This is a genomic window from Ralstonia sp. Ralssp135 (genome assembly GCF_047304345.1).
GTDB classification, from domain to species: domain Bacteria; phylum Pseudomonadota; class Gammaproteobacteria; order Burkholderiales; family Burkholderiaceae; genus Ralstonia; species Ralstonia chuxiongensis.
On record NZ_JBGLYZ010000065.1, the window covers coordinates 1 to 14412 of the forward strand.

19 protein-coding genes and 1 tRNA gene are annotated in these 14412 nt (G+C 66.1%); 4 read left to right on the top strand and 16 right to left on the bottom strand.

What is annotated here, in order from left to right:
* Window positions 1-118: 118 nt before the first annotated feature.
* From ACCD03_RS24700 to ACCD03_RS24765, 14 genes are all read right to left on the bottom strand, one after another.
* Window positions 119-194 (bottom strand) — tRNA-Ala (locus ACCD03_RS24700).
* Window positions 195-241: 47 nt separating this feature from the next.
* Window positions 242-1963, bottom strand: a complete 1722-nt coding sequence (soxB, locus tag ACCD03_RS24705) for a thiosulfohydrolase SoxB (RefSeq protein WP_413413196.1) — start codon at window positions 1961-1963, stop codon at window positions 242-244.
* Window positions 1960-2460, bottom strand: a complete 501-nt coding sequence (locus ACCD03_RS24710) for a TlpA family protein disulfide reductase (protein WP_413413197.1) — start codon at window positions 2458-2460, stop codon at window positions 1960-1962. The genes soxB and ACCD03_RS24710 overlap by 4 nt, the downstream gene beginning before the upstream one ends.
* Before the next feature lie 12 nt (window positions 2461-2472).
* Window positions 2473-3147, bottom strand: a complete 675-nt coding sequence (gene soxX, locus ACCD03_RS24715) for a sulfur oxidation c-type cytochrome SoxX (protein WP_413413198.1) — start codon at window positions 3145-3147, stop codon at window positions 2473-2475.
* Entirely contained in the window at window positions 3144-3944 is an 801-nt protein-coding gene (gene soxA, locus ACCD03_RS24720) for a sulfur oxidation c-type cytochrome SoxA (protein WP_413413209.1), read from the bottom strand. The genes soxX and soxA overlap by 4 nt, the downstream gene beginning before the upstream one ends.
* Window positions 3945-3984: 40 nt before the next feature.
* Window positions 3985-4452, bottom strand: coding sequence for a DsrE family protein (locus ACCD03_RS24725; protein WP_413413199.1), 468 nt, complete (start codon window positions 4450-4452; stop codon window positions 3985-3987).
* Between the two features lie 16 nt (window positions 4453-4468).
* Window positions 4469-4780 carry a thiosulfate oxidation carrier complex protein SoxZ gene (gene soxZ / locus ACCD03_RS24730; RefSeq protein ID WP_045204719.1) on the bottom strand — a complete coding sequence of 104 codons (312 nt, stop codon included), beginning with the start codon at window positions 4778-4780 and terminating at the stop codon, window positions 4469-4471.
* Window positions 4781-4799: 19 nt separating this feature from the next.
* On the bottom strand, window positions 4800-5270 hold the full coding sequence (gene soxY / locus ACCD03_RS24735; RefSeq protein WP_413413200.1) for a thiosulfate oxidation carrier protein SoxY: 471 nt from the start codon (window positions 5268-5270) through the stop codon (window positions 4800-4802).
* 10 nt (window positions 5271-5280) lie between these two features.
* Complete coding sequence (locus tag ACCD03_RS24740; RefSeq protein ID WP_024977293.1) at window positions 5281-5628, bottom strand: c-type cytochrome; 348 nt, start codon at window positions 5626-5628, stop codon at window positions 5281-5283.
* A gap of 170 nt (window positions 5629-5798) precedes the next feature.
* On the bottom strand, window positions 5799-6686 hold the full coding sequence (locus ACCD03_RS24745; RefSeq protein ID WP_413413201.1) for an EamA family transporter: 888 nt from the start codon (window positions 6684-6686) through the stop codon (window positions 5799-5801).
* A 125-nt stretch (window positions 6687-6811) separates the two neighbouring features.
* Window positions 6812-8104, bottom strand: coding sequence for an NAD(P)/FAD-dependent oxidoreductase (locus tag ACCD03_RS24750; protein WP_413413202.1), 1293 nt, complete (start codon window positions 8102-8104; stop codon window positions 6812-6814).
* Complete coding sequence (locus ACCD03_RS24755) at window positions 8101-8460, bottom strand: c-type cytochrome (RefSeq protein ID WP_413413203.1); 360 nt, start codon at window positions 8458-8460, stop codon at window positions 8101-8103. The genes ACCD03_RS24750 and ACCD03_RS24755 overlap by 4 nt, the downstream gene beginning before the upstream one ends.
* Window positions 8461-8593: 133 nt before the next feature.
* A complete protein-coding gene (locus ACCD03_RS24760; protein WP_024977289.1) occupies window positions 8594-9412 on the bottom strand; it encodes a BON domain-containing protein in 819 nt (272 codons plus the stop codon).
* A 40-nt stretch (window positions 9413-9452) separates the two neighbouring features.
* Window positions 9453-9830: a YraN family protein gene (locus ACCD03_RS24765; protein ID WP_413413204.1), complete on the bottom strand. Its 378-nt coding sequence runs from the start codon at window positions 9828-9830 to the stop codon at window positions 9453-9455.
* A 35-nt stretch (window positions 9831-9865) separates the two neighbouring features.
* Between ACCD03_RS24765 and rsmI the strand changes: the two genes are divergently transcribed.
* A complete protein-coding gene (gene rsmI, locus ACCD03_RS24770) occupies window positions 9866-10768 on the top strand; it encodes a 16S rRNA (cytidine(1402)-2'-O)-methyltransferase (RefSeq protein WP_413413205.1) in 903 nt (300 codons plus the stop codon).
* 26 nt (window positions 10769-10794) lie between these two features.
* Here the strand turns inward: rsmI and ACCD03_RS24775 are convergent, their stop codons facing one another.
* Window positions 10795-11526: a septal ring lytic transglycosylase RlpA family protein gene (locus ACCD03_RS24775; protein WP_413413206.1), complete on the bottom strand. Its 732-nt coding sequence runs from the start codon at window positions 11524-11526 to the stop codon at window positions 10795-10797.
* A gap of 201 nt (window positions 11527-11727) precedes the next feature.
* Here ACCD03_RS24775 and ACCD03_RS24780 point away from each other — a divergent pair, with 201 nt between their 5' ends.
* From ACCD03_RS24780 to ACCD03_RS24790, 3 genes are all read left to right on the top strand, one after another.
* Window positions 11728-12384, top strand: coding sequence for an MBL fold metallo-hydrolase (locus ACCD03_RS24780; RefSeq protein WP_413413207.1), 657 nt, complete (start codon window positions 11728-11730; stop codon window positions 12382-12384).
* The gene (locus ACCD03_RS24785) at window positions 12381-13112 is read left to right on the top strand and encodes an exonuclease (protein WP_413413208.1); all 732 of its coding nucleotides are present in this window, start codon (window positions 12381-12383) and stop codon (window positions 13110-13112) included. The genes ACCD03_RS24780 and ACCD03_RS24785 overlap by 4 nt, the downstream gene beginning before the upstream one ends.
* A 274-nt stretch (window positions 13113-13386) precedes the next feature.
* Entirely contained in the window at window positions 13387-13653 is a 267-nt protein-coding gene (locus tag ACCD03_RS24790) for a hypothetical protein (RefSeq protein ID WP_024977283.1), read from the top strand.
* Window positions 13654-13778: 125 nt separating this feature from the next.
* Here ACCD03_RS24790 and ACCD03_RS24795 read toward each other — a convergent pair whose 3' ends face one another.
* Window positions 13779-14129, bottom strand: coding sequence for an arsenate reductase family protein (locus ACCD03_RS24795; protein ID WP_316675850.1), 351 nt, complete (start codon window positions 14127-14129; stop codon window positions 13779-13781).
* Window positions 14130-14412: the final 283 nt, after the last annotated feature.

Sequence of the window (14412 nt, forward strand, 5' to 3'; positions counted from 1 at the left end):
TCCCCCCCTGCGCCGGATACCAACGGTAAAACTTGGGCAAAGCTGCAATAAAAAACCCGCGACGCTCAACGCTTCGCGGGTTTTTTGGGGCATCGCTCATCAAACGCTGCCAATAACTTGGTGGACCGAAGGAGGATCGAACTCCCGACCTCCGCATTGCGAACGCGGCGCTCTCCCAGCTGAGCTATCGGCCCGTGGGAAATGAGTCTACCCGAACTCCCCGGGCGCTTTCAATCGGGGCTCAACCCGCGTTTTCCATGCCCGCATTGCCTTCCATGCCGACAATGCGCGGCGTGTTGAGCGGCCTGGCGGTCACTTCGCGCTGGTCGCGCAGCCAGTCGGCCAGCACGTCCCACACGGGGCGCCCGCCCGCCTTGCGGGCTTCGGGCGACACGGCGGCCCAGCCGGCCACCTTGTAGCGGCGGTCGGCGTCGATGGGCTTGCCGTCACCAGGCCCCAAGCGCATGTCGGTTATGCGCTGGCCCATGGGCTTCATCGGGTCGATGGTGTAGCGCAGGCCGCCGGTGCGCACCATGTCGCCGCCCTGCTGGTAGTACGGGTCTGGGTTGAACAGGTTGTCGGCCACGTCTTCCAGCACGGTCTTGATGGTGGCGCCCGTCATCTCGGTCAGCGTGGTGGCCGGGTACGTGATGGCGGTCTGGGCCATCAGCGCTTCCATGGTCAGGGCCTCGCCGGGCAGCAGCGTGGTGCCCCAGCGGAAGCCGGGCGAGAAGGCAATCTCGGCGCCCTGCGCGTGCATCAGGCCATCGACGATGAGCTGGTCGAACGTGCCGTTGAAGTTGCCGCGCCGGTACAGCAGACCACGGTTCGTGGCGAGCGTTTCGCCCAGCTTGTCTTGGTATGGCGCACGCACGCGGTTGATCAGCGCCGTCATGGCCGGATCGGGCGGCAGCAGATCGGCAAACACGGGCAGCAGCGTATAGCGGATGTCGCGCACGGTGCCGCCGCGCACATCCAGATCGAGCACGCCGACAAACTTGCCGTTGGCGCCCGCGTTGGTAACGAGCGTCACGCCGCCCGGGTTGCTGACCTTGACGGGTGCGGGCACGGCATCGTGCGTGTGCCCGCCCAGGATGGCATCCAACCCGCGCACGCGCGAGGCGAGCTTCAGGTCGACATCCATGCCGTTGTGCGACAGCAGCACGACCACCTTGGCGCCCTTGCCGCGCGCCTCGTCAATCATCTTCTGCAGCCGTTCTTCCTGAATGCCGAAGGTCCAGTCGGGCGTGAAATCTGCCGGGTGCGCGATCGGCGTGTACGGAAACGCCTGCCCGATGATGGCGACCGGCACGCCGTTCAGCTCGCGCAGCACATACGGGTCGAACACCGGGTCACCAAAGTCCGCCGTCTGGATGTTCTGCGCGACAAAGGCGACCTTGTCCTTGAAATCGTGATCGACCACGTGGCGCACGCGGTCTGCGCCGTAGGTCATCTCCCAGTGCGGGGTCATGACGTCCACGCCCAGCGCGAGGGCCGCGTCGACCATGTCCTGGCCGTTGGTCCACAACGCGGTGGCGGAGCCCTGCCAGGTGTCGCCGCCGTCCAGCAGCAGCGCATTGGGGCGCGTGGCGCGCAGGCGCTTGATGAGCGTGGCCAGATGCGCGAAGCCGCCCATGCGGCCGTAGCGGCGCGCGGCCTCGGTAAAGTCGAGCGAGGTGAACGCATGCGCGGCGCGCGAGCCGGGCGCGATGCCGTACCGCTTGAGCAGCGCGTACCCCACCAGATGCGGCGGCTGCCCCGCCCATTGCGCCACGCCCAGGTTGACGCTGGGCTCGCGGTATTCGATGGGCAGCAGCTGCGCGTGGCAGTCGGTGAAGTGCAGCAGGTGGACGTTGCCGAAACGCGGCACATCGTAGCTGAGCGTGTCAGCGTGGGCGTCGGTCAGGCGCAGGCCGGCGGCTGCGGCAATCGCCAGGGCTTGAACGAATTCGCGGCGGTTCATGGTGTGTTGCTGTGCGCGTAGCGAGCCAGGTCGGCCACGTCGTCTTCAAGCATCTCGCCAACTTCCTTGCGCACCACGCGCCCTTTGGCGTCGAGCACGAGCAGTTCGGGCAGGCCTTTGCGCGGGCCGGTGGCGGCGCACAGCGCGTCGGTTTCCATCGTCACCGGAAAGGTGAAGTTGCGCTTGGCGACGTAGTCCTTCGCGAGCTGCGGGTTGGCGTCGATGCTGATGGTGAGGATGCGCAGGTCAGTGCCGCGCGTAGCGTCGTACAGCTTTTGCAGGCGCGGGTTCTGCAGCGCGCAGAACGGGCACCACGAGGCCCACGTGGCGATGATGACCGGGTGCCCGCGCCACGTATCGCCCGGCACGCGCGTGCCGTCGAGCAATTGCAGGTCGGGCAGCGCAACCACGTCGCCCACTTCAACGGCCTGTGCGGTGCCGGCAGCAAACACCATCACCGCTGCTGCCCACATCAGGAACCGTCGAAGCGTGTGCATGGCGTTATTGGGTCACTGGTTGACCGGAGATGCCGGGTCGAACAACAGCGCCATCACGTCGCGGATCTGCTGTTCGGTGAGGATGCCCTTGTGCCCGAAGCGCGGCATGTTGGAGCACGCCGCATACGCGTTGGAGTTGTAGATCTTGCCCCAGGTGTAGCGCAGGATCGCTTCCGAATCCCCACGCAGCTTGCCGTACTGGTACAGCGACGGACCGATCGTGCCGTACGACACTTCGTCTTTCGACAAGCGGTGGCAGGCGTAGCAGTTGGCGCCGTTCGCGCCGCCGGCGGGGTCGGAGAACTGCATGCCGCGGCCGCTCTGGGCGGTCTTCTCGCCTGCCTTCCAGTCGCCTAGCCATTTGTCGTCAGCCGGGTAATGGATGGTCTTGAGCTGCGCGTCTTCCAGCTTCTTGGCCACGGCGGCGGGCACGGCGGTGCGGTCTGCAAACTGGCTGCAGATCTTCTGCACGTCGTCGCGCTCGGTCACGCCTTCCACGGTGGCCGGGCCCTTGGAGACAAAGCTCTCGTGGATGACCTTGACGAGCGCGGCGTCGGCCTTTGCATCGGGCTTGGGCGGGGTGACGGCCTTGGAGGTGGCGTCCGCTGCGTGGGCGGCGCCGGCAGTCAGCGCCAGTGTCAGCGCCGTCAGAACGATGGGGGTCAGTCGATTCATGCGTGGCCTCATCGTTTGATGGACGGCGCGTCCATCTTGCCGCCGTTGGCGTTGCGGGCAAGGAACATCTCCAGCGCGGTGATCACCTCGCTGCCGTAGAGCGGTTCCGGAAAGCGCTGCTGGCGCAGGCAGTCATACAGGCGGTGCTGCATCGTGCGTACCTCGCCCTGCGAGACGCGATAGCCCGGCCACGTGGAATACGCAAAGCGTGCGCCGTCGGCGGTCAGCAGATCGGGCAGGTCTTGCAGGCGGATGCGCAAACCCGGCTGGGCATGGCACGTGGCGCAGGCAAAGTCATACGCGCCGCCACGGTAGAAGAACATGCGGCGGCCGAGTTCGTACACGCGCTTTTCTTCTGGGTGGGCGAGCGGAATGTCGATGGCCGTGCCGCGCGATTCCGAGGCCACGTAGGCCATCAGCCGTTCAATGTCCGACGATTTGCCGGGTGACGAGAACGGGCGGGCCGATGCCTCTTCCTTGGTCAGCCCCTGCAGCGTCATGCGGCAATACATGAGGCGCTGTTCAGCGTCCATCACGCGGCCGGTGTCTTTGAAGAAGCGCGGCAGCTTGGCGTAGGCGCCCTTCACCACGCCGGGGCCGAGGCCCAGATCGCACGCTTCGAGCGAGGCCTGCTTGGGGCCGGCGGGCTTCTTCCAGAGTTCTTCGCCTGCGGCTTCCCAGAGTTCGGCCGGGTTGCCGTCGGCCAGCATTTCGCGGTACTGCGCGATGCCGGCGGCGGTGCTGTCCTTGGTGTCCTGGGCGGATGCCATTACGGCGCCGCCGGCCGCCAACGCCGCAGCCAGCACCATCGTCCATGTCTTGTGTTTCACGGTCCCCTCCGTGGGTCGCCTACGGTTTGATATAGGCGAAACCTTCTTCCTGCTGCAAGCGGGTGATTTCCACCACGCCGGCAGGCACCACCTTGGCTTCGAGCAGCAGCTTGTCTTCCGGCACCTTGAAGGCCATCAGCGAGTTGTGGCACACGCGAAACTCCACGCCCATGCTGGCCAGTGCGGCCACCGGCGCATCAAACGTGCGGCCCTGCGCATCCTTGGCGCCTTCAACCAGAAACTCGATGCCGTGGCCGAACGCCACCACCACGATCTTCGTGCCGGGTGCGCCGTTCATATGGTTGCGCAGGTTACCGATGGCGCGCACGGCCTGGTCGATGCCTTCGCTCAACTGGTAGACCACCTTGTAGCGGGCGCCGGCGCCGGCGCCGGCGCCGCCAGCGCGGGGAGCATTCTGGGCAGCGGCCTTGCCGGCCACACCCAAGGCCGCCAGCGCGGCGGTCACACGAAAGAAGCTGCGTCGCATTTGGGCCTCCGGGCCTTTACTGGATAGACGTCTCGTCGGTGCGCTTGTCGCCGTGGTTGTCGACCCACGTGACCGTCACCTTGTCGCCCTTGGCGCCGCCCTTGAACTTGAAATTGAGGAACGGATCTTTCGACACGGCCGGGCCGAACTGCGCGTCGAGCACCGTCTTGCCGCTGTGCAGCACCGTCACGTTGGTGATGTGCCAGGCCGGCACGATCTTGCCGGACGCGTCTTTGCGCTGGCCGGTTTCCATGTCGTGCTTCATCAGGATCTTCACGTCGGTCGTGCCGCCGTTTTCCATTGCGCGAATGCGCATCGGGTCTGCCATGGTGTGTTTCTCCTGATGTTTAACCGCCGCAGCCACCAAGGGTGACCTTGACTTCCTTAGCCGCCAGCACCCATTTGCCGTTGGCGCGCACGGCGGCGTAGACATGGGAGGTCTCGCCCATCTTCACGCGCGTGCTCACAAACGGATCGGTCCCGGCCGGAATGGCGAACGTTGCAGCCAGCGTGTTCGGGTTCTTTTCGACCAGGATGGCGATGAGGTCGGTGCCGGGCAGCGTGCTCGTTACGACCAGCGGCACCACGGCGCCGTTTTCTGCGATGTCCGGTGCGGTGAGCTGGACGCCCGCGCCGCCCTTGTCGACCGCGCCGCCGCCCAGTTGCTTGAGCACTTCGTTTACGCCCTTGACGGCAAAGGCGGCCTTGTTCCATTCGGCCGCCTGGGCCGGCGTGGCGATGCCGGCGGACACCAGCAGCGCCATCATGGCGCCGGCGCGCAGCACGTCGCGGCGGCTCAGGTTGATTGCATCATTCATCGTCCGTTCCTCACTTGGCCGGGGCGCCCGCAAGCACCCAGTCGATCACGGTTTTCAGATCGGCATCGGCAATCTTCGGATTGGCCGGCATCGGGATCTGGCCCCAGTTGCCCATGCCGCCTTCGCGCACTTTCTTGATGAGCCTGGCTTGCGCGCCGGCATCGCCTTTGTATTTGGCGGCAACGTCCTGGTAGGCCGGGCCGACGAGCTTGCGGTCTACGGCGTGGCAGCCCATGCAGGCGTTCTGGTTGGCGATGGACAGCGCGCGGGCAGCGTCAACGGTGGCCAGCGCGGGCGTGGCGGACAGCGCCAGGCCGGCCAGCACCGCCGCAGCGGCGAGCGTGGGGGCGAACTTCATGTGGTCTCCAGAAGACGAGGCTGCCCGCATGCGTGTGCGGGCGAAATGGTCGCAGAGGTCGGAATCGGACCCGGTATTGTGCCCGAAACGGGCCAAATCCTATGTCGCGCCCACAGCAAAACGCCCGGTACCTTTCGGCCCGGGCGCTTGTTGCTGATGGGGGTGTGGCGTCAGGCCATCGCCCGCCGCGCCGCCAGCCGGCCGCCAAACACGTTGAGCAGCAGCCCGGCCATGACCACCGCACCGCCCAGCCATTGGGCGGGCACCAGGCGCTCGCCCAGCAGCACGGCCGCCGACACCAGCCCCACCACCGGTACCAGCAGCGTGAGCGGCGCGACCTGGCTGGCGGCGTAACGCGCCAGCAGGCGGCTCCACAGGCTGTAGCCGAAGATGGTGGCACCAAAAGACAGGTAGACGATTGCGCCGATGCTCGACCCACTGATGTTCGCCAGGCTATGCGCAATCTGCTCCGGCCCCTCCAGCCAGTACGACAGCAGGAAGAACGGAATTGGCGGGATGGCCGCGCCCCACACCACCAGGCTCACCACGTTTACCGGCCCGATCCGCTTGGTGACGATGTTGCCGCTGGCCCACGAAAACGCCGCGCACAGCGTCAGCAGGAAGCCGACGGTGGTCATGCCGGTGACCGAGCCGCCACCCGCCATGCCGATGATCGCCAGCCCGCCGGCGGCCACCGCCATGCCGGCCAAGTGGAACCAGCGGATCGGCTCGCGCAGCACGATGGCCGCAATCGTCAGCGTAAAGAACGCCTGCGATTGCAGCACCAGCGAGGCCAGCCCCGCCGGCATGCCCACATACATGGCCGAGAACAGGAACGCGAACTGCCCAAAGCTGATGGTGGCGCCATAGGCCACCAGCCACTTGAGCGCGATCTTGGGGCGCGGCACGAACAGCACAGCCGGAAACGCGACCAGCGCAAAGCGCAGCGCACCCAGCAGCATGGGCGGCACGCCATGCAGGCCCACCTTGATGACGACGAAGTTGACGCCCCACACCAGCACAACGGTCAGGGCCAGCAGCAGATCCTTGGGAGACATGATGATCGGAAGGTTCGGACGGCCGCCCGTGCGGCCACATGACGCACTGTAGGGGCGGGCCGCTTACACGACTTGCACAATCTTGCGCATTGTTTGTGCCCGGGGCCTCACCTTTAGCCTCACCTTTAGCCGAGCATGTCCGACCAGATGGCGCGGCTCCAGCCCTGCGCCAGCTTGCCCTCCGCTGCGGAAGGCGCCTCGGAAAGCCCGCCGGCGCCCGGCACCGTCACCATGGTGTGCTCGGCCGCGTCGTAGCGGTGCACGGTCGCCACGTGCATCGCCTCGTCCGGCGTGGCAAAGCTGTAGCAGGTGTTGGTGTACAGCGGTGACGCATCGGGCGCGTGCCCGGCCAGCATCGCCACCACGGCGGCGGCGGCCACCTTGCCATGCTGGTTGGCCATGTGGCCCGACTTGGGCATCAGCGGCGCCGTCTGGATGGCATCGCCAATCACATGCACGCCCGGCGCCACCTTCGATTCGAACGAGAGGAAGTCCACCTCGCACCAGCGCCCATTGGCCGTCGCCAACCCGGCTTGCACGGCAATCGCGCCGGCGCGCTGCGGCGGGATGAGGTTGACGACATCGGCCTGCACGTCGTCCTGCACATCGAACTTGAGCACGCGGCCCGTGGCATCGATGTCGACGGCGTTGTATTGCGGGCGATATTCAATGTGCTGTGGATAACGTTCGGCCCACACGCGCTTGAACAGCGCGCCCTTAGAGGTGACGTCGTCGTTGGCATCGAGGATGAGCACGCGCGAATCCGGCTTGGCGCGCTGCAGCCAGTGGGCGATCAGGCACGCGCGCTCGTATGGCGCGGGCGGGCAGCGGTACGGCGCCAGCGGAATGCTGATCGCAACCGTGCCGCCGTTGGGCATGGCTTCGAGCCGATGGCGCAACGCCAGCGTCTGCATGCCGGCCCTCCATGCGTGCGGTGCTTGGGCAGCGGTGGCCGCATTGGCGAGACCGGGAATCGCCCCCGGCACGAAGTCGATGCCGGGCGAGAGGATCAGCCGGTCGTAATCGAGCGTGCCGCCGCCCGTCAGCCGCACCTGCTTTGCGCCTAGGTCGATGGCCGATGCGCGGTCGCGCACCCAGCGCACGCCGTGGCGCTCGACCAGCGCGTCATACGGCACGGTGATCGACGCCATGTCACGGTCGCCCGACAGCACGAGATTCGACAGCGGGCACGAGACGAACGCGGCGTTCGGCTCAACCAGCGTCACGTCGACACGGCCGCCGGAAAACACGCGCACGTATTTGGCTGCCGTCGCGCCGCCGTAGCCGCCGCCAACCACCACCACGCGCGCATTGCGCACGCCCGACAGCGATGCGCATGCGGCCAGCGGCCCGGCAAGCGCGGTTGCCCCGAGCGCCCGCAAGACTGCGCGTCGATCCTTGCGCAACGATTCCCTCATGGCGCCTCCTGCGATTGGCGCGACAGCCAGCCGGCAATGGCGACGATCTGCGCATCGTCATAACCGCGGGCAATCTGGCCCATCACCGTGGACGGGCGCGTGCCGTTGCGGAAGGCCTGCATCGCGTCGATCAGCTCGGCTTGCGAGCGACCCGCCAGCGGCAGCAACGTCTGCGCGGGGAGCCTGGCGCCGGGCGCGGTATCGGCGTGATGGCAGCTTGCGCACGTGGCGGCCCAGGTGCGGGCCTGCAGATTGGAGGGCGGGCGATCGGCCGCTTGGGCCGCTTCTTGGGCCGCAGGGGCCGTGAGCAGCGCCGCAAGCAATGTTGCGGCGGCAAGGCGGTGGACGACGGGCATCGGGGGGCTGCGAAGTCGCGGAAGCGTCATACGCTAACACGCACGGCCAGCCGTGTGCCCTGTGATGCGTGCAGCCAACAAAAAACGCAGCGCGGTGGCTGCGTTCCTTGCGAATCGATGTTGCGGACGTGGCTTACGGCAATTGCTTGCCCGGCGGCAGCGCCGGCGAGTTGGTCGGCGACACGGTCACGCCAGGCGAGGCCGAGGTGACGGGTGCCGGGGCCTGCGTGGCCGTCGGCGTACCTTGCGCCGGCGCCGGGGTGCCTTGCGACGCATCAGGCGCGGTCGACGCGTTGGTCGACGTGGCATTGGCGTCCAGGCGCTTGCGCTCGTCTTCGCTCACGTAGTCGAACACCTTCACGACCTTGTTCACGCCGCCCACCGTGCGCACGGCTTCGGTGGCCTTGTTGCCTTCGGCCTCGGTTACCACGCCCATCAGGAAGACGGTCTGCGCTTCGGTCGTCACCTTGATGGAGTTCCAGGGCACGCCTTCCGTGCCGGCCAGCACGCTCTTCACCTTGGTGGTGATGTACGTATCGTTGGTGCGCGAGCCGAACGTACTCGACACCGGCGTCACCACGATCTCGTTGACGACCTCACGCGCGTTCTGCAACTTCTGTGCGTATTGGCCGATCTCCTGCTTGGTCTGCTCGGTGCCGGCCTCGCCGGTCAGCAGGACCTTGCGGTTGTAGACCGTCACGTTCACGTGGGCACGGCCGTCGTAGCGCGAGATCAGCGTGTTCTCGGCTTCCATTTGCAGGCCGCGGTCGATGGTCTGGGTGGCGGTCGGGCGGCGGTCGGTGGCGAGCGCTACGCCGCCGGCCACGGCCCCGGCAAACAGCGGGAAGCAGGCGGTCAACTGCGTTGCGGTAATACCGGCCAGAGCGGCCAGCACGGCGGTGCGCTTGACCGTGTGACGGAAGCGGGCAAACGTAGGCGACGAGAGTTTCATGCTGTCCTTGAATGAAGTCCGGAAGAAAGAAGAGCGAGGTTTAGGCGTCGGCACCGAAGGCATCGCGCATCCATTCGATGCGCGCGCCGTCGATGGCGATCACGTCAAAACGGCAGGCGGGCACCTCTTCAGCCTGCCGCGCGAGAAAATCTTCGGCCGCGGCAATCAGGCGACGCTGCTTGGCAGGCGTGACACTCGCGGCCGCCCCGCCAAAGCGCTGCGTGGAGCGTGCCACGCGGGCACGCACCTCGACGAATACGAGCGCGCCGGCCGTATCGCGCATCACCAGATCGATCTCACCGCCCTTGCAGCGATAATTGCGGCTGACCACCGCCAGCCCGCGCGCCTGCAAGTAGCGCAGCGCACGGTCTTCACCGGCTTCACCGGTGGCGGCTGTGATGGTCTGCGGCGCATGCATGTGCGGTTTGAACCAAGTGACTGAGAGAAGTTCTCGTGAGTGATCCTGACTGGACCCTGCTGGCGCATGACCAGCACTATCCCGCCGGCGCATTATATGTGGTGGCCACCCCCATCGGGAACGCTGCCGACGTGTCGCTGCGGGCGCGCTACGTGCTGGGCCTCGTCGACGCGGTGGCCTGCGAAGACACGCGCAACACCGGGCAACTGCTCAATCGGCTGGGCCTGTCGCGACCGATGCTCGCTGCGCACCAGCACAACGAGCGAGAAGCCGCTGCACGCATCGTCGCGCGCTTGGCGCAGGGCGAGCGCATCGCCTATGTGTCCGATGCAGGCACGCCCGGCGTATCGGACCCGGGCTCGCGCATTGTCGAGGCGGTACGCGCGGCGGGCCAGCGCGTGATTCCGCTGCCGGGCGCCAGCGCCGTGGTGACGGCGCTTTCCGCTGCGGGGGAACTGCTCGACACGTCGGAGGGGCAGTTCACCTTTGTCGGCTTCCTGCCACCCAAGGCCGGGCAACGCGAGGCGGCCATCCGCCAATGGGCGGCGCATGGGCCGGCATGGGTTCTATATGAGGCGCCGCATCGCATTGAGGCCACACTCGCCGCGTTGGCCGAGCACTTGCCTGCGCGACGCATCCTGATCGGCCGCGAGTTGACCAAGCTGTTTGAGCAGATCGTCGTGCTGCCCGCTGCGCAGGCACCTGCATGGCTTGCCGCCGATGCCACGCACGGCAAGGGCGAATTCGTGTTGGTGGTGGAAGGCGCAGGCGCGCAGGACGCGGCGCCGACCGCGATGGCGGCGGATCAGGTCTTGCGTCTGCTGTTGACCGAGCTGCCCGCCAAGCGCGCAGCCAAGCTGGCCGGTGCGATTACGGGCGCGCCGGTCGACACGCTGTATCAGAGCGCGCTGGCGCTGAAAAACGAAGGGAAGGACTGAGGCAGGAAGGCGGCTGAACCAGCGGCTCAGCGGCGCTTGGCGCGACGCTTGACCGCTTTCTTCTTGACCGGTGCGGGTTCATCACCGCCCACATCGGCATCGCCGTCGTTGCTGGCAACGTCCGTTTGCGTCAGCTCAGGACGCAGCGCTTCGACTTCAGCGCGCGACAGGCGGCGGATTTCCACCTGCGTCGAACCGCGCTTGACGAAATCGAGTCGCTTGGCTGCGGCATACGACATGTCGAGGATGCGCTTGCCGTAGTACGGGCCGCGATCCGTCACCTTGGCCACGACCACACGGTCGTTGGCGAGGTTGCGCACCAGCACCCAGCTCTGCAGCGGCAGCGACGGGTGCGCAACCGTGAAGGCGTTCATGTTGAAGCGCTCGCCGCTGGCGGTGCGGCGGCCGTGGAAGCCGCGGCCGTACCACGAGGCCAGGCCGCGCTGTTCAAACGTACCGAGGTCGGCGCGCAAGCCGGGGCTGGTATCGGTGTTCTCGTCGAGCTTGAGGCTGCTCGAATCCGGCACGCCACGGAACGACAACGTGCCCCAAGCATCGGGGTTGTCGCGCGGGTCGGCCACCTTCAGCGCGGGCGCGGTGGGCTTGCTGGCCTGAAGACCGGATTGCCCACCCACGGGCGGCTCGCCAGGAATGGCTGCACAGCCCGCCAGCACCAGCAGCGCGGTGCCATGCGTCAGCCAGGCACGCAGCGTGCGGCCGGCCGAACGGCTGGAATTGAGGTGGGTCAACTTAAGCATGGCCGCGAGTCTAACATGCATGCTTCGATCGATTATTTACATTTCCTATTAAAACGGTCACATCATGCTGTCATCTCGCGCCAATTTTGTAATATTTTCTTTCCGATGTAACAGCGCACCCCGCGAGCCCAGTGCTGGCGCGGGCTCGGCCCGATACAATCGGGTTATCCCTGCCATGTGCAATTGCGCACCAAAGATCACATGAAAGTCGTTGTCGTCCCCGTTACGCCGTTTGAACAGAACTGCACGCTGCTGATTGGCGACGACGGTGCTGCCGCCGTCACCGACCCGGGTGGCGATATCGAGCGCATCCTGGCCGCCGCCGAGCAGCACGGCGCGCGCATCGAAAAAATCCTGCTCACGCATGGCCACGTCGACCACTGCGCCGCCGCCGATGCCCTGCGCTCGCAGCTTGGCGTGCCCATCGAAGGGCCGCAGAAGGATGAGGCGTTCTGGATCGATCAACTGCCCATGCAGAGCCAGCGCTTTGGTTTCCCGCCCGCCAAGGCGTTCGTGCCTGACCGCTGGCTGGAAGACGGCGACACCGTGGAAGCCGCTGGTCGCACCCTGCAGGTGTTCCACTGTCCTGGCCATACACCTGGCCACGTGGTGTTCTTCAGCCCGGAAGACCGCGTGGCCATCGTCGGCGATGTGCTGTTCGCGGGGTCGATCGGCCGCACGGACTTCCCGCGCGGCAATCATGCGGACCTGATCAACGCGATCCGCACCAAGCTCTGGCCGCTCGGCGACGACGTTACGTTTGTGCCGGGCCATGGGCCTGTCTCGACCTTTGGCGATGAGCGTGCCAGCAACCCGTACGTCGCCGATCGCCTGTTCGCCAACGAAGGCTCAGCATGAGCGGGACCGCCAACAACAGCGCCAAGGACGGCGCCAACGAGAGCGACGACCCCTTCGCCGACAGCGCGCCCGCGGCTGCAGCCGACAAGCCCCGCCGCAAGCGCGGCAACCAACCGCCCGACACGCGGCCCGAAATCTACGTCAGCACCGACATCGAGGCCGACGGCCCCATCCCCGGCCCGCATTCGATGCTGAGCTTCGCCAGCGCGGCGTACCTGGCCGACAAGACGCTTGTCGGCACGTTTGAAGCGAACCTGCAAACGCTGCCCGGCGCAGAAGGCCATCCGATCCAGATGCAATGGTGGAAGACGCAGCCCGAGGCGTGGGCTGCATGCCGCGCAAACCTCGAAGCGCCCGAAGTGGCTCTGCCGCGCTACGTGGAATGGGTCGAGAGTCTGCCCGGCAAGCCCGTGTTCGTAGCGTTTCCGGCCGGCTTCGATTTCACGTTCATGTTCTGGTACATGATGCGTTTTGCCGGGCGCTCGCCGTTTGGCTGGGCGGCGCTCGACATCAAGACGCTGGCCTTTGCGCTCACGGGCATGCCGTATCGGCGCAACGTCAAAGCGGCTTTTCCCGAGCACTGGCACGACCCGCTGCCGCACACGCACATCGCGCTGGATGACGCAAAAGAGCAAGGCACGCTCTTCTGCAACATGCTGGCCGAACTGCGCAAGCGCGAAGCCGAGCGCGCCGCCGCACAATTGCCCCACCAAACTGCTCAGGATTGAGCGCCGCGCACGTCACGCATCTGGCGAAGACCCGCACGCGGTTTGCCTCTTGCCCGCGTGATGCGGGCACCATGCCGCAACGCAACTTGCAGCGCTGCAAACCCCCGTCTACGCTGGGCTTGTGCGAGCGACCAGACGACTGCGCCACCCGGCGCCGACAAGCAAAGCCACTCGCATACGCCATTTGCTTGCCGTATCGTTTTCGGGCCGCACGTGCCCCCGACGCCGGTGCGTGCCGGCGTCGGCTACCAGCCAACAACGGGGAGGTACCGCGATGCGATTTTCCCGTGACGCGTTTGACACGCAACACTTGCGAGCGATGACGGAGCGCTTGCATTGGCATCGCAAATCATCTGCGAAGGCGGTTCCGTTGAGCATGCGTGCGCAGCATCTGCATCACACGCACAGCAACGCACACCACGACGCAGACGTCATGAAAGTCGCCATGGTCTCGACCGCGGCGGCGCTGGCAGTGGTGCTTGCCGCCCTGCTGGCAGTTGGCTTCGGGTCAGAAATGGCCCGATGGATGGGCCTGGAATAAACCGGTGCCCTTGCGCGTCTTGACGGACGCAGCCCCGGCCCTCGCGCAAAGCGAGATACGGCCACCCCTGAACGGCCTGTCCGATGGAAATCGGCAGGCCGTTCAACTTTGTGGGGCGCGGTGAATTACTTCAGAAACGCGTCGAGCGCTTCGGGCGTGCGACCGATGGTGGCGCGGCCATTGCGAACGAGCACCGGGCGCTGCAGCAGCTTCGGATGTGCTGCGATGGCCTTGAGCAGCCCGTCGTCTGACGCATCGGCCAGATTGAGCTGTGCGTATTCGTCTTCGTTTTCGCGGATCAGGCTGCGCAGCGGTGCGTCGAGTTGCGCTGCGAGCTTTTTGAGGTCGGCCAGCGTGGGCGGGGTGGTCAGATATTCGATGACGTCGAGTTGCTCGCCTTTTTCTGCGGCGAAGGATTGGGCTTGCTCGAGAGCGGTGCGGGATTTGGAGCAGCGGGGGTTGTGGTAGATCTGCATGGGCTCTGGTGTTGGCTTGATGGAACGTGCCGCAATCTTAAGGGCTGGCGCTTGGTGGCTGATTTCGTGGTTGGTGTTGGGGGGATTCGTGATTTTTTGCTTTTGGTGCATCCCTTGTTTCATCCCCTGCCGGGGCTGACTCACTTTCTTTGTCTTACCAAAGAAAGTAAGCAAAGAAAGGCGCGCCCGAGATGGCGAAAGACTCCTTCAATTTTTGTAAGCGGGGGGGGGGGGGGGAAAAAAGCAGGGGGGGGGGAGGGGGGCCCCCCCCCCCCCGGAAAAA